The sequence below is a fragment of the Staphylococcus hsinchuensis genome, assembly GCF_038789205.1.
Lineage (GTDB): Bacteria > Bacillota > Bacilli > Staphylococcales > Staphylococcaceae > Staphylococcus > Staphylococcus hsinchuensis.
On the sequence record NZ_CP128355.1, the window covers coordinates 863,831 to 882,008 of the forward strand.

Consider the following 18,178-nt stretch of genomic DNA (forward strand, 5'->3'; position numbering starts at 1 on the left):
TTTGTATCCTTGATTTAACATCGATGAAAGGACAAAGTAATGGCCAAGAATAACACCCAAGATTGCACTTCACAAACCACTGTTTCAAACTTCGACATTGAACAAATTATAGAAACCGTTACGCCGGCGATTAAACAAGCTTTAAGAAATTATTCAATACATGCAAACGACAGAGAAGATTTATACCAAGAAATATTACTGAAACTCTTTCGTGCATTAAAGAAATTTGACTTTTCGCAACCTACGCCATTTGAACATTACGTTAATCGCATCGTGAAAGCGGTAAAAAATGATTACATTCGTAAGAAAATGGCGATGTTACATCGTCAGGATATGTTAGTCAATGATTTTGTAGTGAGTTATAATTATAAAAAGTCAGAATGTATTTTAGAAAATAATGTCATAAGCGATGAAATGCGACACCAAATTAAAGCACTAACTGTCTCATTTACTCAATTGGAACAGGCAGTGATTACTTACACATTGGAGGATTACAAACCCCAAAAAATTGCACAATTATTGAATGTTAAAGTGAAAGTTGTTTACAATGCACTTCAACGTTGTAAAATGAAAATGAAACATCATTTGAAATATCATAAGTGATTTTTAAATGATTGAAGACATTACTATAAAATGAAAAAATAGACCATATCACACTATTAATGATAATTGACAATTAACTTCAATGTTCTGTATAGTAGATTGGTATTATAATGAGTAAGGTGAGACTAAATGAAGAAAGTACCACTAAGCTGTGATAAATGTGGCAATCGAAATTACAATGTTCCGAAGCATAACAATCAATCATCAAGACTTCAATTGAAAAAATATTGTTCGAGATGTAATGAGCATACGCTACATAAAGAATCGAAGTAAGTCTGTATTTATAGTTTAAAACTGATGAGCACAACGAACGCTATCACAATGTTGATTGTATTTTCTTGATTTAATGTACGCATTCGCAGATAGAGAATTAATGAAATTATACGGAGGTCTTGTTAATGGCTAAAAAAGAGAATTTCTTTAAAGGCGTTAAGTCAGAAATGGAAAAAACGAGTTGGCCGACGAAAGAGGAATTATTTAAATACACAGTTATTGTTGTGGCTACGGTAATCTTTTTCTTAGTTTTCTTCTATGTCTTAGACTTTGGAATTACAAGTATCATAGAATTAATTAAATAGTTAGGAGTGACGACATGTCTGAGGAAGTTGGCGAAAAACGTTGGTATGCTGTGCATACTTATTCTGGTTATGAAAATAAAGTAAAGAAAAATTTAGAAAAACGTGTTGAGACGATGAATATGACAGAACAAATTTTCAGAGTTGTAATACCTGAAGAAGAGGAAACGCAAGTTAAAGAAGGTAAAGCCAAGACTTTAACTAAAAAGACGTTCCCAGGTTATGTATTAGTAGAGCTAATCATGACTGATCAATCATGGTATATTGTAAGAAATACACCAGGTGTTACAGGGTTTGTTGGCTCAGCAGGTGCAGGATCTAAACCGAACCCATTACTTCCAGAAGAAGCGCGTTTTATACTAAAACAAATGGGCATGAAAGAAAAAACAGTGGACGTACATATTGATATTGGTGAACAAGTTGTTATCAAATCAGGTCCATTTGCAAACCAAGTTGGAGAAGTACAAGAAATCGATGTGGATAAATTTAAACTCACAGTTCTTGTAGACATGTTCGGAAGAGAAACACCAGTCGAAGTAGAATTCGATCAAATTGAAAAACTATAATCATTAGGAAAATCATGCATATTGAAAGCAATTGACCTTTATGGAAACACGAACTTCATTTCAGTTTTCCCAAAAAGGCTATTGATTTTTAATTTTGTTTGATGTTATAATACTGTGGTCGCGCTTTAAGAGCGTTCCATTTCGTCACGAAATGTAGAAGAGTGGGAGGGCAAAACTCAGTCCTATGACCACATCACGATATCAAGGAGGTGCACATCGTGGCTAAAAAAGTAGAAAAAGTAGTTAAATTACAAATTCCTGCAGGTAAAGCGAACCCAGCACCACCAGTTGGTCCAGCATTAGGTCAAGCAGGTGTGAATATCATGGGATTCTGTAAGGAATTCAACGCACGTACACAAGAGGATGCAGGTTTAATCATTCCAGTAGAAATCAGTGTTTATGAAGATCGTTCATTTACATTTGTTACTAAGACACCACCTGCGCCAGTATTACTTAAAAAAGCAGCAGGCATTGAAAAAGGTTCAGGTGAACCTAACAAGACTAAAGTTGCTACAGTAAGTAAAGATCAAGTACGCGAAATTGCTAACCAAAAGATGAAAGACTTAAACGCTGCTGACGAAGAAGCAGCTATGCGTATCGTTGAAGGTACAGCACGCAGCATGGGTATTACAGTAGAATAATACGAATCGCAAATGAAACTATAGATAATAAGATCGAAGCAGATGGCAGAAATGACAAACATGATGACAGCATTCAAAATTGTCGTATAATATGAGGCTTTATGTCATTGATTAAAGGAAAATTCCTGATATGAAATCAATCCATACCTCTCTGTCATCTGCTCTTAACTTGTGATAGCAAGTAAACGTGGGAGGAAATTCCGCTAAAACCACTAAAGGAGGAACATGAAATGGCTAAAAAAAGCAAAAGATATCAAGAAGCAGCTAGCAAAATCGACCGCCAAAAATACTACAGTGTTGAAGAAGCAGTTGAGCTAGCTAAAGAAACAAGTATCGCAAACTTTGACGCTTCTGTTGAAGTAGCCTTCCGTTTAGGCATTGATACTCGTAAAAATGATCAACAAATCCGTGGAGCAATGGTGCTTCCAAACGGTACAGGTAAATCACAAAGTGTATTAGTATTCGCAAAAGGTGACAAAGCTACTGAAGCTGAAGAAGCAGGTGCAGACTTTGTTGGCGAAGGCGAATACGTTGAAAAAATCAAACAAGGTTGGTTTGACTTCGACGTAGTTGTAGCAACACCAGACATGATGGGCGAAGTTGGTAAACTTGGTCGTGTATTAGGACCTAAAGGTTTAATGCCAAACCCTAAAACTGGAACAGTTACAATGGACGTTAAAAAAGCTGTTGAAGAAATCAAAGCAGGTAAAGTAGAATACCGCGCTGAAAAATCAGGTATCGTTCACGCATCAATCGGTAAAACATCATTCGATACTGATAAACTTATTGAAAACTTCAGAGCTTTACAAGATGTATTAGAAAAAGCTAAACCTTCATCATCAAAAGGTATTTACTTCAGATCAGTAAACATCACGACTACTATGGGTCCTGGTGTAAAAGTTGACGTTTCATCTTTCTAAGATAGAAATGAAACTGTATTTTCAAGGCTAAATATAATTTAGTCTTGAAAATTTATATTGACATATAGTATATAACCATATATATTGGTGTATGTAATAATTTTACCTAAGACAGTAGGAGTTAGAAATAACTTAAACCATGTCCTACCGAGGCTAAATTTGACTTGAACGTGATTAATTATAAACTTTCAAGCACTTTTTGCCGTGGGTAGAAAGTGCTTTTTTATTTGGATGAACCCACACCGTGGCATTCAATATAAAAAGCACCAAAACTTAAATTATGGAGGTGTCTAAATGTCTGCAATCATCGAAGCAAAGAAACAACAAGTTGATACAATCGCTGATCAACTTAAAAATTCAGTATCTACAGTAATTGTTAACTACCGTGGTCTTAGCGTTGCTGAAGTAACTGAATTACGTTCACAATTACGTGAAGCTGGCGTTGAATACAAAGTGTACAAAAACACTATGGTACGTCGTGCAGCAGAAAAAGCTGAAATCGAAGGCTTAGATGAATTCTTAGTAGGTCCTACAGCAGTAGCAACTTCAACTGATGACGTTGTTGCTCCAGCAAAAGTACTTGCAGGATTCGCTAAAGAACACGAAGCATTAGAAATCAAAGTTGGTATCATGGATGGTTCAGTAATCTCAGCAGAAGAAGTTAACACTGTTGGTACATTACCATCACACGAAGGACTTGTATCAATGCTATTATCTGTATTACAAGCTCCAGTACGTAACTTCGCATATGCCGTTAAAGCTGTTGGAGAAGACAAAGAAAATAACGAAGAAAGCGCTGAGTAATCACGCTTAACTAACTAAAAAATATTAATTATGGAGGAATAAAAATGGCTAATCAAGAACAAATTATTGAAGCAATTAAAGAAATGTCAGTATTAGAATTAAACGATTTAGTAAAAGCAATTGAAGAAGAATTTGGTGTAACTGCAGCAGCTCCAGTAGCAGCAGCAGGTGCAGCAGGCGGAGACGACGCTGCAGAAAAAACTGAATTCGACGTAGAATTAACTTCAGCTGGTTCTTCTAAGATCAAAGTTGTTAAAGCTGTTAAAGAAGCAACTGGTTTAGGTCTTAAAGACGCTAAAGAATTAGTAGACGGAGCTCCTAAAGTAATCAAAGAAGCTCTTGCTAAAGACGAAGCTGAAAAACTTAAAGAACAATTAGAAGAAGTAGGCGCTTCAGTAGAATTAAAATAATTCTATGACGTCTAAGTCATCTAATTTAATATAACAATCAGAAATCTTTGAGAAATGAAAACCCCGTTATGTATGTAACGGGGTTTTATATTGTTTAAACTATAACTATATTCAGTATGATTCATGGACTCCAATCCTATAAAATGGGTATAGTATTAACCTAAGTTGAATAAAAGAGGTGTAGTCATGAGTCACTATTATGATAAAGATCCAGATGTAAAAAGTGATGTTGAACTTTTTACATATTCATATGAAAACCATGATATCGCATTAAAGACAGATGCCGGTGTGTTTTCTAAAGGTAAAATCGATTACGGATCAGACTTACTCGTTAACGTATTTCTTCAACAACATAAGTCGGATACCGCGAAAAATATTATCGATGTTGGTTGTGGATATGGTCCAATTGGATTAATGATTGCTAAAGTAGCACCACAACACGACGTAAACATGGTTGACGTAAATCACCGTGCATTATCATTAGCAGAAACGAATAAGCAAAAGAACAAACTCGAAAATGTTACCATTAAAGAAAGTGATGGATTATCACAAGTTTCAAATGCATACTATGATTGCATAGTGACGAATCCGCCTATTAGAGCGGGTAAATCAGTCGTACATAGCATACTAGAAGATGCATTTGATAAATTAAAGCATGAAGGTATGCTCTACGTTGTTATACAAAAGAAACAAGGTATGCCATCAGCGAAGAAAAAAATGGAAGAAACATTTAGCAATGTCGAAGTATTAGAAAAAAGTAAAGGCTATTACATTTTAAGAAGTGTAAAAGGTTGATTAAATCACTATGTTCTGATATAGTTATAGAATGTAAAAATTTATGTTCAATAAGTGTGTACTTTTACTTCTAAGATAATAATGTATATAAGATAAGAAATAGGAAATGGTGTCATCAGGTGTGCTACCGTTTTCTTTTTGTCTTATTATATTTGCTGCTTTGATGAAAGTAAACACGCAATTTTTGAGGGGTGAATCTGTTTGGCAGGTCAATTTGTCCAATATGGAAGACATCGTAAACGTAGAAACTATGCGAGAATTTCAGAGGTATTAGAATTACCAAATTTAATAGAAATCCAAACTAAATCTTATGAGTGGTTCTTAGAAGAAGGTTTATTAGAAATGTTTAGAGACATTTCACCGATTGAAGACTTTACTGGCAACCTTTCATTAGAGTTTGTCGATTATCGTCTTGGAGAACCAAAGTATGATTTAGAAGAATCTAAAAATCGTGATACAACGTATGCTGCACCTTTACGTGTGAAAGTGCGTTTGATTATCAAAGAAACTGGTGAAGTCAAAGAACAAGAAGTATTTATGGGTGATTTCCCATTAATGACTGACACTGGTACTTTCGTAATCAATGGTGCTGAACGTGTTATCGTATCACAATTAGTTCGTTCACCATCCGTTTATTTCAATGAGAAATTAGATAAAAATGGTCGTACAAACTTCGATGCAACGATTATTCCTAACCGTGGTGCTTGGTTAGAATATGAAACAGACGCCAAAGACGTTGTTTACGTACGAATTGACAGAACAAGAAAGTTACCATTAACAGTGTTACTTAGAGCATTAGGTTTCTCTTCAGATCAAGAAATTGTAGATTTACTTGGTGAAAGTGAATATCTACGTAATACGTTAGAAAAAGATGGTACTGAAAATACTGATCAAGCGTTATTAGAAATTTATGAACGCTTACGCCCTGGCGAACCACCTACATTAGAAAACGCTAAAAGCTTGTTATATTCACGTTTCTTCGATCCAAAACGTTATGACTTAGCAAGTGTAGGTCGCTATAAAACAAATAAAAAACTTCACTTAAAACACCGTTTATTCAATCAAAAATTAGCAGAACCAATTGTTAATTCTGAAACTGGTGAAATTGTAGCTGAAGAAGGTACTGTTTTAGATCGTAGAAAGATTGACGAAATTATAGACGTACTAGAATCAAATGCAAACAGTGAAGTATTCGAATTAGAAGGCAGTATCATTGATGAGCCTGTTGAAATACAATCAATTAAAGTTTATGTACCAAATGATGAAGAAGGCCGTACAACTACAGTCATCGGTAATGCATTCCCAGACTCAGAAGTGAAATGTATTACCCCAGCAGATATTATTTCATCAATGTCATACTTCTTTAATTTACTAAGTGGCATTGGATTCACAGACGACATTGACCATTTAGGTAACCGTCGTTTACGTTCAGTAGGTGAATTACTACAAAACCAATTCAGAATTGGTTTATCAAGAATGGAACGTGTTGTTCGTGAAAGAATGTCAATCCAAGATACAGATTCAATCACACCACAACAACTTATTAATATTCGTCCAGTTATTGCATCTATTAAAGAGTTCTTTGGTAGTTCGCAATTATCACAATTCATGGACCAAGCCAATCCATTAGCTGAGTTAACACATAAACGTCGTCTATCAGCGTTAGGACCTGGTGGTTTAACACGTGAACGTGCACAAATGGAAGTGCGTGACGTACACTACTCTCACTATGGTCGTATGTGTCCAATCGAAACACCAGAGGGTCCAAACATTGGTTTGATTAACTCATTATCAAGTTATGCACGCGTGAATGAATTTGGTTTCATTGAAACGCCATATCGTAAAGTTGATATTGAAACAAACTCAATCACTGATCAAATTGATTACCTTACAGCTGATGAAGAGGACAGCTACGTTGTTGCCCAAGCCAATTCAGTATTAGATGAAAATGGTCGTTTCATGGACGATGAAGTCGTTTGTCGTTTCCGTGGTAACAACACAGTGATGGCTAAAGAAAAAATGGACTACATGGATGTATCACCTAAACAGGTAGTATCAGCTGCGACAGCATGTATCCCATTCTTAGAAAACGATGACTCAAACCGTGCATTAATGGGTGCGAACATGCAACGTCAAGCGGTACCATTGATGAACCCAGAATCACCATTCGTAGGTACAGGTATGGAACACGTTGCCGCTCGTGACTCAGGTGCAGCAATTGTTGCTAGACACAAAGGTCGCGTTGAGCACGTTGAATCTGATGAAATCCTAGTACGTCAAATTATCGAAGAAGATGGTCAAGAATACGAAGGTGAATTAGACCGTTATCCATTAGCTAAATTCAAACGTTCTAACACTGGTACTTGTTATAACCAACGTCCAATCGTTAGCAAAGACGATGTTGTTACTAAAAATGAAATCTTAGCTGACGGTCCTTCAATGGAATTAGGTGAAATGGCATTAGGTCGTAACGTAGTTGTTGGTTTCATGACATGGGAAGGTTACAACTACGAGGATGCTGTAATCATGAGTGAACGTCTTGTTAAAGATGACGTTTACACTTCAATTCATATTGAAGAATATGAATCAGAAGCACGTGATACTAAATTAGGACCTGAAGAAATCACACGTGACATTCCAAATGTTGCAGATAGTGCACTGAAAAACTTAGACGAGCGCGGTATTGTATATGTCGGCGCTGAAGTTAAAGATGGAGATATTTTAGTTGGTAAAGTAACGCCTAAAGGTGTTACAGAATTAACTGCAGAAGAAAGATTACTACATGCAATCTTCGGTGAAAAAGCACGTGAAGTTCGCGATACTTCATTACGCGTACCTCATGGTGCAGGCGGTATTGTACTAGACGTTAAAGTCTTCAACCGTGAAGAAGGCGATGACACGTTATCACCTGGTGTAAACCAATTAGTACGTGTTTATATCGTTCAAAAACGTAAGATTCATGTCGGAGATAAAATGTGTGGACGTCACGGTAACAAAGGTGTTATTTCTAAGATAGTACCGGAAGAAGACATGCCTTACTTACCAGATGGTACACCAATTGATATCATGTTAAACCCACTAGGGGTTCCATCACGTATGAATATCGGTCAGGTATTAGAGCTACATTTAGGTATGGCTGCTAAGAACTTGGGTATTCACGTTGCATCACCAGTATTTGATGGTGCGAGTGATGATGATGTTTGGTCTACAATTGAAGAAGCAGGCATGGCTCGTGACGGTAAGACTGTATTATATGATGGTCGTACAGGCGAACCATTCGACAACAGAATTTCTGTTGGTGTTATGTACATGTTGAAACTTGCACACATGGTAGATGATAAACTACACGCACGTTCAACTGGTCCATACTCACTTGTTACACAACAACCACTTGGTGGTAAAGCACAATTCGGTGGACAACGTTTCGGTGAGATGGAGGTATGGGCACTAGAAGCTTATGGTGCTGCATACACACTTCAAGAAATCTTAACTTACAAATCAGATGATACAGTAGGTCGTGTTAAAACATACGAATCTATTGTTAAAGGTGAAAATATCACTAAACCAAGTGTTCCAGAATCATTCCGCGTATTGATGAAAGAGTTACAAAGTTTAGGATTAGACGTTAAGATTATGGATGAACATGACAATGAAATTGACATGCATGATAACGAAGATGAAGATGTTGTTGAACGCAAAGTAGATTTACAACAAAAAGACGCTCCAGAATCTCAGAAAGAAATCACTGACTAATCGCATTTAAGTTGAAGGAATAATTCGAATTGAGGGCAGGCGTAGCAAATATGCTAGCCGACCTCAATATCGGTTGTTCCATTTATTGATATAAAGTAATCAATCAATTTGCACAGCTAATCTAAATTGAAGGAGGTAGGCTCCTTGATTGATGTAAATAATTTCCATTATATGAAAATAGGACTCGCTTCACCTGAAAAAATCCGTTCTTGGTCATTCGGTGAAGTTAAAAAGCCAGAAACAATTAACTATCGTACTTTAAAACCAGAAAAAGATGGTCTATTCTGTGAAAGAATTTTCGGACCTACAAAAGACTGGGAATGTAGTTGTGGTAAGTATAAACGCGTGCGCTATAAAGGCATGGTTTGTGACAGATGTGGTGTTGAAGTAACGAAGTCAAAAGTACGTCGTGAAAGAATGGGACATATTGAATTAGCTGCCCCAATATCACATATCTGGTATTTCAAAGGCATCCCAAGTCGTATGGGTCTATTATTAGATATGTCACCAAGAGCGTTAGAAGAGGTTATTTATTTCGCTTCTTACGTGGTGGTAAATCCAGGTCCAACAGGCTTAGAAAAGAAAACTTTACTTTCTGAAGCAGAATACAGAGAATATTATGATAAATTCCCAGGTCAGTTCACTGCTAAAATGGGAGCTGAAGGAATTAAAGATTTACTAGCAGAGATCGATTTAGATACTGAACTTAAATCATTACGTGATGAGTTAGAGTCAGCTACTGGCCAAAGACTTACACGTGCAATTAAACGTTTAGAAGTCGTAGAATCATTCAGACATTCTGGTAATAATCCAGCGTGGATGATTTTAGATGTACTACCTATTATTCCACCAGAAATCAGACCAATGGTTCAATTAGATGGTGGACGTTTTGCTACAAGTGATTTAAATGATTTATATCGTCGTGTCATTAACCGTAACAATCGTTTAAAACGTTTATTAGACTTAGGTGCTCCTGGCATCATCGTTCAAAATGAAAAACGTATGTTACAAGAAGCAGTTGATGCGCTTATCGATAATGGTCGTCGTGGCCGTCCAGTTACTGGACCAGGTAACCGTCCATTAAAATCGTTATCTCATATGTTAAAAGGTAAGCAAGGTCGTTTCCGTCAAAACTTACTTGGTAAACGTGTTGACTATTCAGGCCGTTCTGTTATCGCAGTAGGACCTAACTTGAAGATGTATCAATGTGGTTTACCAAAAGAGATGGCGTTAGAACTATTCAAACCATTTATTATGAAAGAATTAGTTCAACGTGAAATTGCTACAAATATCAAAAATGCTAAAGGTAAAATCGAACGTATGGACGACGAAGTATGGGATGTGCTTGAAGATGTAATTCAAGAACACCCAGTACTATTAAACCGTGCGCCAACACTTCACAGATTAGGTATTCAAGCATTTGAACCTACGTTAGTTGAAGGTCGTGCGATTCGTCTACATCCACTTGTTACAACAGCATACAACGCCGACTTTGATGGTGACCAAATGGCCGTCCACGTACCACTTTCTAAAGAGGCACAAGCAGAAGCACGTATGTTAATGCTTGCTGCACAAAATATCTTGAACCCTAAAGATGGTAAACCAGTTGTTACACCATCACAAGATATGGTATTAGGTAACTATTACTTAACTTTAGAACGTACAGATGCTGTTAACACAGGTACGATTTACAACGATACAAACGAAGTATTAAAAGCATACGCCAAAGGTTACGTGCACTTACACACACGTATCGGTGTACATGCAAGCTCATTCAACAATCCGACATTTACTGAAGAGCAAAACAAAAAAATCTTAACGACATCAGTAGGTAAAGTGATATTCAATGAAATCATTCCTGATTCATTTGCTTATATCAATGAACCTTCACAAGCGAACTTAGAAGATAAAACACCAGATAAATACTTTGTTTCTGCTACTGAATTAGGTGAAGAAGGACTTAAAGGTTACTTTGAAGATAAAGAATTAATTGAACCATTCAACAAAAAATTCTTAGGTAACATTATCGCAGAAGTCTTCAATAGATTTAGCATTACAGATACTTCTATGATGTTAGATAGAATGAAAGACTTAGGATTCAAGTTCTCATCTAAAGCTGGTATTACAGTTGGTGTATCAGATATCGTTGTTTTACCTGATAAACAAGATATCCTTGATGAATCAGAAAAATTAGTAGAACGTGTTCAAAAACAATTCAACCGTGGTTTAATCACTGAATTCGAGCGTTATAACGCAGTTGTTGAAATTTGGACAAACGCTAAAGAACAAATCCAAGGTGAACTTATGGGCTCACTTGGTAAGACAAACCCAATCTTCATGATGAGTGACTCTGGTGCCAGAGGTAACGCTTCAAACTTCACTCAATTAGCAGGTATGCGTGGTCTGATGGCAGCACCATCAGGTAAGATCATTGAATTACCAATCACTTCATCATTCCGTGAAGGTTTAACAGTATTAGAATACTTCATCTCAACTCACGGTGCGCGTAAAGGTCTTGCCGATACAGCACTTAAGACAGCCGATTCAGGTTACCTTACACGTCGTCTTGTTGACGTTGCTCAAGACGTTATCGTTCGTGAAGAAGATTGCGGTACTGACCGTGGTTTACTTGTATCTGATATCAAAGAAGGTACAGAAATGATCGAACCATTCAACGAACGTATCGAGGGGCGTTACGCAAAAGAAACAATGCGTCACCCAGAAACTGATGAAATCATAGTAAGACCAGATGAGTTAATCACACCAGAAATTGCAAAACAAATTACTGATGCAGGATTTGAACAAATGTACATCCGCTCAGCATTCACTTGTAATACACGTCATGGTGTATGTGAACGTTGCTATGGTAAGAACTTAGCAACAGGTGAAAAAGTTGAAGTTGGTGAAGCTGTTGGTACTATCGCCGCTCAATCAATCGGTGAACCAGGTACTCAGCTTACAATGCGTACATTCCATACTGGTGGGGTTGCCGGAAGCGATATCACACAAGGTCTTCCACGTATCCAAGAGATTTTCGAAGCGCGTAACCCTAAAGGTCAAGCAGTAATTACTGAAATTGAAGGTGTTGTAGACGACATCAAACTAGGTAAAGACCGTCAACAAGAAATCGTCATTAAAGGTGCAAATGAAACAAGATCATATCTTGCTTCAGGTACAGCACGCTTGAAAGTTGAAACTGGTCAAAGCGTTGACCGTGGTGAAGTTCTAACAGAAGGTTCAATTGAACCTAAGAACTATTTATCTGTTGCAGGTCTAAATGCTACAGAAAGTTACCTATTAAAAGAAGTTCAAAAAGTTTACCGTATGCAAGGTGTTGAAATCGACGATAAACACGTTGAAGTTATGGTTAGACAAATGTTACGTAAAGTTAGAATCATCGAAGCTGGTGACACTAAATTACTACCAGGTTCACTTGTAGACATTCATAACTTTACTGATGCCAACCGTGAAGCATTCAAAGGTCGTAAGCGTCCAGCGACTGCGAAACCAGTATTACTTGGTATTACGAAAGCATCACTTGAAACTGAAAGCTTCTTATCTGCTGCTTCCTTCCAAGAAACAACTCGAGTACTTACAGATGCAGCAATTAAAGGTAAACGCGATAACTTACTTGGACTTAAAGAAAATGTTATCATCGGTAAATTAATTCCAGCCGGTACAGGTATGAGAAGATATAGCGATGTTAACTATGAAAAAGCTTTATCACAACAAGAAGTTGTTGAAGAAACAGAAACTACTGAATCTTAATTCGGTTTAGTTAGACAATCAAAGGGAGCGGGACAGAAATCGAATTTTCTAATAGAGATTTCGTAGTCCCACCCCGGCAAGGATGACTAGGATTGAAAAAAGCTTATTCTAAGCGCATTTTCAATTCAGACATCTACTGCCAAGTTGATAAAGAGTCTGAGACACCAATTTTGTCTCAGACTCTATTTTTATAAAAGTATCCCAAAGTGACACTGTTATAAAACTTAGATAAAGTCATCAGATTTTTAGATAATTTTCAGAAATAGTGCAATTACAAGTTGACCAGACACTATAGAAAATGTTATTATTATTTAGGTTGATGCAAGCAGAACTTTGGAGGATATGTAATTGTCTAATGAAAAAGTTGCACGCTTTAACAAACAACATTTTGTAGTTGGTCTTAAACAAACGCTTAAAGCTTTGAAACGAGACCAAGTTGCATCATTGATTATTGCTAAAGACGTTGAAGTCTATTTATTGACTCGCGTGTTAAGCCAAATCAATCTTCAAAATATGCCTATCACATACTTCGAGAGTCAACAGGCTTTAGGAGAATATGCAGGCATTAATGTTAATGCAATGATTGTTGCATTATTAAAATGAGATTAGTAAGAGTAATCTTACTAAATTTTATTTAACCTTTAAATGAACCACCTGGATGTGTGGGATTATAAATTCAAGAGAGGAGGACACAAATCATGCCAACTATTAATCAATTAGTACGTAAACCAAGAAAAAGCAAATCAAAGAAATCTGATTCACCAGCATTAAACAAAAATTTCAACAGTAAAAAGAAACAATTTACTGATTTAAATTCTCCACAAAAACGTGGCGTTTGTACGCGTGTTGGTACAATGACACCTAAAAAACCAAACTCTGCGTTACGTAAATATGCTCGTGTACGTTTATCAAACAACATCGAGATCAATGCTTACATTCCTGGTATCGGACACAACTTACAAGAACACAGTGTTGTACTTGTACGTGGTGGACGAGTAAAAGACTTACCTGGTGTGCGTTATCACATTGTTCGTGGTGCACTTGATACTTCAGGTGTAGATGGACGTAGACAAGGTCGTTCATTATACGGAACTAAAAAACCTAAAAATTAATTTAAAGATTACGTAAATATTCGCTATAGAAATTAAAAATATATTATAATAGGAAGGGAGGATTTAAATCATGCCTCGTAAAGGATCAGTACCAAAAAGAGATGTGTTACCAGATCCAATTCACAACTCTAAATTAGTAACAAAATTGATTAACAAAATTATGTTAGATGGTAAACGCGGAACAGCTCAAAGAATTCTTTATTCTGCTTTCGATATCGTGCAAGAACGCAGCGGTCGTGAAGCAATCGAAGTATTCGAAGAAGCTATCGACAATATCATGCCAGTATTAGAAGTTAAGGCTCGTCGTGTTGGTGGTTCTAACTATCAAGTACCAGTAGAGGTTCGTCCAGAACGTCGTACTACTTTAGGTTTACGTTGGTTAGTAAACTATGCACGTCTTCGTGGTGAAAAAACTATGGAAGAGCGCTTAGCAAACGAAATCTTAGATGCAGCTAACAACACTGGTGGAGCAGTTAAGAAACGTGAGGACACTCACAAAATGGCTGAAGCTAACAAAGCATTCGCTCACTATCGTTGGTAGGATAGAAGCTTTCTCCCTGAGTATGTTTCGTAATGATAGTTTACTATCACAGGTGCATGCTTAGGGCATCGCCATATTTATAGTATTTATTCGCAGTAATACTGGAAGGAGAAAAATACATGGCTAGAGATTTTACTTTAGAAAGAACTCGTAATATTGGTATCATGGCTCATATCGATGCTGGTAAAACAACTACGACTGAACGTATTCTTTACTATACTGGACGTATCCACAAAATTGGTGAAACGCACGAAGGTGCTTCACAAATGGACTGGATGGAACAGGAGCAAGATCGTGGTATCACAATTACATCTGCTGCTACAACAGCACAATGGGATGACCACCGTGTAAACATCATCGATACACCAGGACACGTAGACTTCACAGTTGAGGTTGAACGTTCATTACGTGTACTTGATGGTGCAGTAACTGTACTTGATGCGCAATCAGGCGTTGAACCACAAACTGAAACAGTTTGGCGTCAAGCTACAACATACGGTGTACCTCGTATCGTATTTGTAAACAAAATGGACAAATTAGGTGCAAACTTCGAATATTCAGTTAGCACTATTCATGACCGTTTACAAGCAAATGCACAACCTATCCAATTACCAATTGGTTCTGAAGATGATTTCGATGCAATCATCGACTTAGTTGAAATGAAATGTTTCCGTTATACAAATGACTTAGGAACTGACATTGAAGAAATCGAAATTCCTGACGATCATAAAGAGCGTGCGGAAGATGCACGTTCAACATTAATCGAAGCAGTTGCTGAAACTAACGATGAATTAATGGAAAAATATCTTGGTGACGAAGAAATCTCTAACGAAGAGTTAAAAGCTGCTATCCGTAAAGCAACTACTGACGTAGAATTCTACCCAGTACTTGTTGGTACAGCATTCAAAAACAAAGGTGTTCAATTAATGCTTAACGCGGTAATTGATTACCTACCATCACCATTAGATGTTAAACCAATCGTTGGTCATCGTTCAGACAATCCTGAAGAGGAAGTTATTGCGAAAGCAGACGATAATGCAGAATTTGCTGCATTAGCATTCAAAGTTATGACTGACCCTTATGTTGGTAAATTAACATTCTTCCGTGTTTATTCAGGTACGTTATCTTCAGGTTCTTACGTTAAGAACTCTACGAAAGATAAACGTGAACGTGTAGGTCGTTTATTACAAATGCACGCAAACTCACGTGAAGAACTTAATACAGTATACTCAGGCGATATCGCTGCTGCGGTAGGTCTTAAAGATACTGGTACAGGTGATACTTTATGTGGTGAGAAGAACGATATCATCTTGGAATCAATGGAATTCCCTGATCCAGTTATCCACTTATCAGTTGAACCTAAATCTAAAGCAGACCAAGACAAAATGACAGCTGCTTTAGTTAAATTACAAGAAGAAGACCCAACATTCCACGCTCACACAGATGAAGAAACTGGACAAGTTATCATCGGTGGTATGGGTGAACTTCACTTAGACATCTTAGTTGACCGTATGAAGAAAGAATTCAACGTTGAATGTAACGTTGGTGCGCCAATGGTTTCATATCGTGAAACATTCAAGCAACCAGCTGAAGTTCAAGGTAAATTCGCTCGTCAATCAGGTGGTCGTGGACAATATGGTGACGTTAAAATCGCCTTCGCTCCTAACGAAACAGGCGCAGGTTTCGAATTCGAAAACGCTATCGTTGGTGGTGTAGTTCCACGTGAATACATTCCATCTGTTGAATCTGGTTTACAAGATGCAATGGAAAACGGTGTATTAGCTGGTTATCCATTAATCGATGTTAAAGCTAAATTATATGATGGTTCATACCACGATGTCGATTCATCTGAAATGGCCTTCAAAATTGCTGCATCATTAGCACTTAAAGAAGCTGCTAAAAAATGTGATCCAGTTATCTTAGAACCAATGATGAAAGTAACAATCGAAATGCCTGAAGAGTACATGGGTGATATCATGGGTGACGTAACAGCTCGTCGTGGACGTGTTGATGGTATGGAACCTCGTGGTAATGCACAAGTTGTTAATGCCTTTGTACCACTTTCAGAAATGTTCGGTTACGCAACTTCATTACGTTCTAATACACAAGGTCGCGGTACTTACACTATGTACTTCGATCACTATGCAGAAGTTCCAAAATCTGTAGCTGATGAAATCATCAAGAAAAACAGTGGTAACCAAAGCGAATAATTAAATAGATAGCGTATTGAATTTTCAATGCTCACTATTTAATTTCAATCGTATAGTGTTATACTGCTTGTAGTTTTATCAATTGATTTTTTGGGAAAAATGCATTATAAAGGAACTATATGTTGCTTTATTCAATAAAAAATAATTATTTTCTCATGATGGTGAGAAACTGTCATGAGAGATAATTTTAAAATAATTTTCTAACAGAATAGGAGAGATTTTAAATGGCTAAAGAAAAATTTGATCGTTCAAAAGAACATGCCAATATTGGTACTATCGGTCACGTCGACCATGGTAAAACAACTTTAACAGCTGCTATTGCAACTGTTTTAGCGAAAAACGGAGACACAGTTGCTCAATCATATGACATGATCGACAACGCTCCAGAAGAAAAAGAACGTGGTATTACAATCAATACTGCACACATCGAGTATACTACTGACAAACGTCACTATGCTCACGTTGACTGCCCAGGACACGCTGACTATGTTAAAAACATGATCACTGGTGCTGCGCAAATGGACGGAGCTATCTTAGTAGTATCAGCTGCTGACGGCCCAATGCCACAAACTCGTGAGCACATCTTATTATCACGTAACGTTGGTGTACCAGCATTAGTTGTATTCTTAAACAAAGTTGACATGGTAGACGACGAAGAATTATTAGAATTAGTTGAAATGGAAGTTCGTGACTTATTAAGCGAATACGACTTCCCAGGTGACGATGTACCTGTAATCTCAGGTTCAGCTCTTAAAGCATTAGAAGGCGAAGCTGAATACGAAGAAAAAATCTTAGAATTAATGCAAAATGTTGACGATTACATTCCAACACCAGACCGTGACTCAGACAAGCCATTCATGATGCCAGTTGAGGACGTATTCTCAATCACTGGTCGTGGTACTGTTGCTACAGGCCGTGTTGAACGTGGTCAAATCAAAGTCGGTGAAGAAATCGAAATCATCGGTATGCAAGAAGAATCAAGCAAAACTACAGTTACTGGTGTAGAAATGTTCCGTAAATTATTAGACTATGCTGAAGCTGGTGACAACATCGGTGCATTATTACGTGGTGTTGCACGTGAAGATGTACAACGTGGTCAAGTTTTAGCTGCTCCTGGAACTATCACTCCACACACTAAATTCAAAGCGGAAGTTTACGTTTTATCTAAAGACGAAGGTGGACGTCACACTCCATTCTTCACTAACTACCGCCCACAATTCTATTTCCGTACTACAGACGTAACAGGCGTTGTTAACTTACAAGAAGGTACAGAAATGGTTATGCCTGGCGATAACGTTGAAATGAACGTTGAGTTAATTTCACCAATCGCTATCGAAGATGGTACTCGTTTCTCAATCCGTGAAGGTGGACGTACTGTTGGATCAGGCGTTGTAACTGAAATCCACGAATAATCTCTATATTTGCTAGAAATATTAAGAGCCTCCCAAAAGGGAGGCTCTTTTTTTGCTATTATTTTCTT

The 18,178-nt window shown here is 37.2% G+C and carries 16 protein-coding genes and 1 other annotated feature; all 16 genes read left to right on the plus strand.

The features are described 5' to 3' along the window. Positions 1 to 39 precede the first annotated feature (39 nt). The 16 genes from QQM35_RS04255 (at position 40) to tuf (ending at position 18,110) form a co-directional block, all read left to right on the plus strand. Positions 40 to 603 (plus strand): sigma-70 family RNA polymerase sigma factor, encoded by a 564-nt coding sequence (locus tag QQM35_RS04255; protein WP_342610526.1) that lies wholly within the window; start codon positions 40 to 42, stop codon positions 601 to 603. A gap of 129 nt (positions 604 to 732) precedes the next feature. Continuing rightward, positions 733 to 876 carry a 50S ribosomal protein L33 gene (gene rpmG / locus QQM35_RS04260; RefSeq protein ID WP_251518575.1) on the plus strand — a complete coding sequence of 48 codons (144 nt, stop codon included), beginning with the start codon at positions 733 to 735 and terminating at the stop codon, positions 874 to 876. A 125-nt stretch (positions 877 to 1,001) separates the two neighbouring features. Further along, positions 1,002 to 1,181 (plus strand): preprotein translocase subunit SecE, encoded by a 180-nt coding sequence (gene secE / locus QQM35_RS04265; RefSeq protein ID WP_251518577.1) that lies wholly within the window; start codon positions 1,002 to 1,004, stop codon positions 1,179 to 1,181. A 14-nt stretch (positions 1,182 to 1,195) separates the two neighbouring features. Continuing rightward, positions 1,196 to 1,744 carry a transcription termination/antitermination protein NusG gene (gene nusG, locus QQM35_RS04270; protein WP_251518578.1) on the plus strand — a complete coding sequence of 183 codons (549 nt, stop codon included), beginning with the start codon at positions 1,196 to 1,198 and terminating at the stop codon, positions 1,742 to 1,744. 218 nt (positions 1,745 to 1,962) lie between these two features. After that, the gene (rplK, locus tag QQM35_RS04275; RefSeq protein ID WP_251518579.1) at positions 1,963 to 2,385 is read left to right on the plus strand and encodes a 50S ribosomal protein L11; all 423 of its coding nucleotides are present in this window, start codon (positions 1,963 to 1,965) and stop codon (positions 2,383 to 2,385) included. Positions 2,386 to 2,615: 230 nt separating this feature from the next. Then, a complete protein-coding gene (rplA, locus tag QQM35_RS04280; RefSeq protein ID WP_251518580.1) occupies positions 2,616 to 3,305 on the plus strand; it encodes a 50S ribosomal protein L1 in 690 nt (229 codons plus the stop codon). Between the two features lie 87 nt (positions 3,306 to 3,392). Continuing rightward, positions 3,393 to 3,539: a sequence feature (ribosomal protein L10 leader region), on the plus strand. 60 nt (positions 3,540 to 3,599) lie between these two features. After that, the gene (gene rplJ / locus QQM35_RS04285; protein ID WP_251518581.1) at positions 3,600 to 4,109 is read left to right on the plus strand and encodes a 50S ribosomal protein L10; all 510 of its coding nucleotides are present in this window, start codon (positions 3,600 to 3,602) and stop codon (positions 4,107 to 4,109) included. Positions 4,110 to 4,153: 44 nt separating this feature from the next. Beyond that, complete coding sequence (rplL, locus tag QQM35_RS04290) at positions 4,154 to 4,519, plus strand: 50S ribosomal protein L7/L12 (RefSeq protein WP_251518582.1); 366 nt, start codon at positions 4,154 to 4,156, stop codon at positions 4,517 to 4,519. Between the two features lie 186 nt (positions 4,520 to 4,705). After that, positions 4,706 to 5,314 carry a class I SAM-dependent methyltransferase gene (locus tag QQM35_RS04295; RefSeq protein WP_251518583.1) on the plus strand — a complete coding sequence of 203 codons (609 nt, stop codon included), beginning with the start codon at positions 4,706 to 4,708 and terminating at the stop codon, positions 5,312 to 5,314. Positions 5,315 to 5,515: 201 nt separating this feature from the next. After that, on the plus strand, positions 5,516 to 9,067 hold the full coding sequence (gene rpoB, locus QQM35_RS04300; protein ID WP_251943446.1) for a DNA-directed RNA polymerase subunit beta: 3,552 nt from the start codon (positions 5,516 to 5,518) through the stop codon (positions 9,065 to 9,067). A gap of 171 nt (positions 9,068 to 9,238) precedes the next feature. Beyond that, positions 9,239 to 12,835 (plus strand): DNA-directed RNA polymerase subunit beta', encoded by a 3,597-nt coding sequence (gene rpoC / locus QQM35_RS04305; RefSeq protein ID WP_251943977.1) that lies wholly within the window; start codon positions 9,239 to 9,241, stop codon positions 12,833 to 12,835. A 348-nt stretch (positions 12,836 to 13,183) separates the two neighbouring features. Then, on the plus strand, positions 13,184 to 13,438 hold the full coding sequence (locus QQM35_RS04310; RefSeq protein ID WP_251518587.1) for a ribosomal L7Ae/L30e/S12e/Gadd45 family protein: 255 nt from the start codon (positions 13,184 to 13,186) through the stop codon (positions 13,436 to 13,438). 95 nt (positions 13,439 to 13,533) lie between these two features. Continuing rightward, positions 13,534 to 13,947 carry a 30S ribosomal protein S12 gene (gene rpsL, locus QQM35_RS04315; protein ID WP_251943444.1) on the plus strand — a complete coding sequence of 138 codons (414 nt, stop codon included), beginning with the start codon at positions 13,534 to 13,536 and terminating at the stop codon, positions 13,945 to 13,947. Between the two features lie 70 nt (positions 13,948 to 14,017). After that, the gene (gene rpsG, locus QQM35_RS04320) at positions 14,018 to 14,488 is read left to right on the plus strand and encodes a 30S ribosomal protein S7 (RefSeq protein WP_251518589.1); all 471 of its coding nucleotides are present in this window, start codon (positions 14,018 to 14,020) and stop codon (positions 14,486 to 14,488) included. Between the two features lie 119 nt (positions 14,489 to 14,607). Continuing rightward, a complete protein-coding gene (gene fusA, locus QQM35_RS04325; protein WP_342610528.1) occupies positions 14,608 to 16,698 on the plus strand; it encodes an elongation factor G in 2,091 nt (696 codons plus the stop codon). 224 nt (positions 16,699 to 16,922) lie between these two features. Then, positions 16,923 to 18,110: an elongation factor Tu gene (gene tuf, locus QQM35_RS04330; protein ID WP_251518605.1), complete on the plus strand. Its 1,188-nt coding sequence runs from the start codon at positions 16,923 to 16,925 to the stop codon at positions 18,108 to 18,110. Positions 18,111 to 18,178: the final 68 nt, after the last annotated feature.

Coding starts and splice junctions, on each gene's coding strand:
- QQM35_RS04255 (WP_342610526.1), top strand. CDS start 40: ATGGCCAAGAATAACACCCAAGATTGCACTTCACAAACCACTGTTTCA.
- tuf (WP_251518605.1), top strand. CDS start 16,923: ATGGCTAAAGAAAAATTTGATCGTTCAAAAGAACATGCCAATATTGGT.
- rpsL (WP_251943444.1), top strand. CDS start 13,534: ATGCCAACTATTAATCAATTAGTACGTAAACCAAGAAAAAGCAAATCA.
- rpsG (WP_251518589.1), top strand. CDS start 14,018: ATGCCTCGTAAAGGATCAGTACCAAAAAGAGATGTGTTACCAGATCCA.
- rpoC (WP_251943977.1), top strand. CDS start 9,239: ATGAAAATAGGACTCGCTTCACCTGAAAAAATCCGTTCTTGGTCATTC.
- secE (WP_251518577.1), top strand. CDS start 1,002: ATGGCTAAAAAAGAGAATTTCTTTAAAGGCGTTAAGTCAGAAATGGAA.
- fusA (WP_342610528.1), top strand. CDS start 14,608: ATGGCTAGAGATTTTACTTTAGAAAGAACTCGTAATATTGGTATCATG.
- rpmG (WP_251518575.1), top strand. CDS start 733: ATGAAGAAAGTACCACTAAGCTGTGATAAATGTGGCAATCGAAATTAC.
- nusG (WP_251518578.1), top strand. CDS start 1,196: ATGTCTGAGGAAGTTGGCGAAAAACGTTGGTATGCTGTGCATACTTAT.
- rplA (WP_251518580.1), top strand. CDS start 2,616: ATGGCTAAAAAAAGCAAAAGATATCAAGAAGCAGCTAGCAAAATCGAC.
- rplL (WP_251518582.1), top strand. CDS start 4,154: ATGGCTAATCAAGAACAAATTATTGAAGCAATTAAAGAAATGTCAGTA.
- QQM35_RS04295 (WP_251518583.1), top strand. CDS start 4,706: ATGAGTCACTATTATGATAAAGATCCAGATGTAAAAAGTGATGTTGAA.
- rplJ (WP_251518581.1), top strand. CDS start 3,600: ATGTCTGCAATCATCGAAGCAAAGAAACAACAAGTTGATACAATCGCT.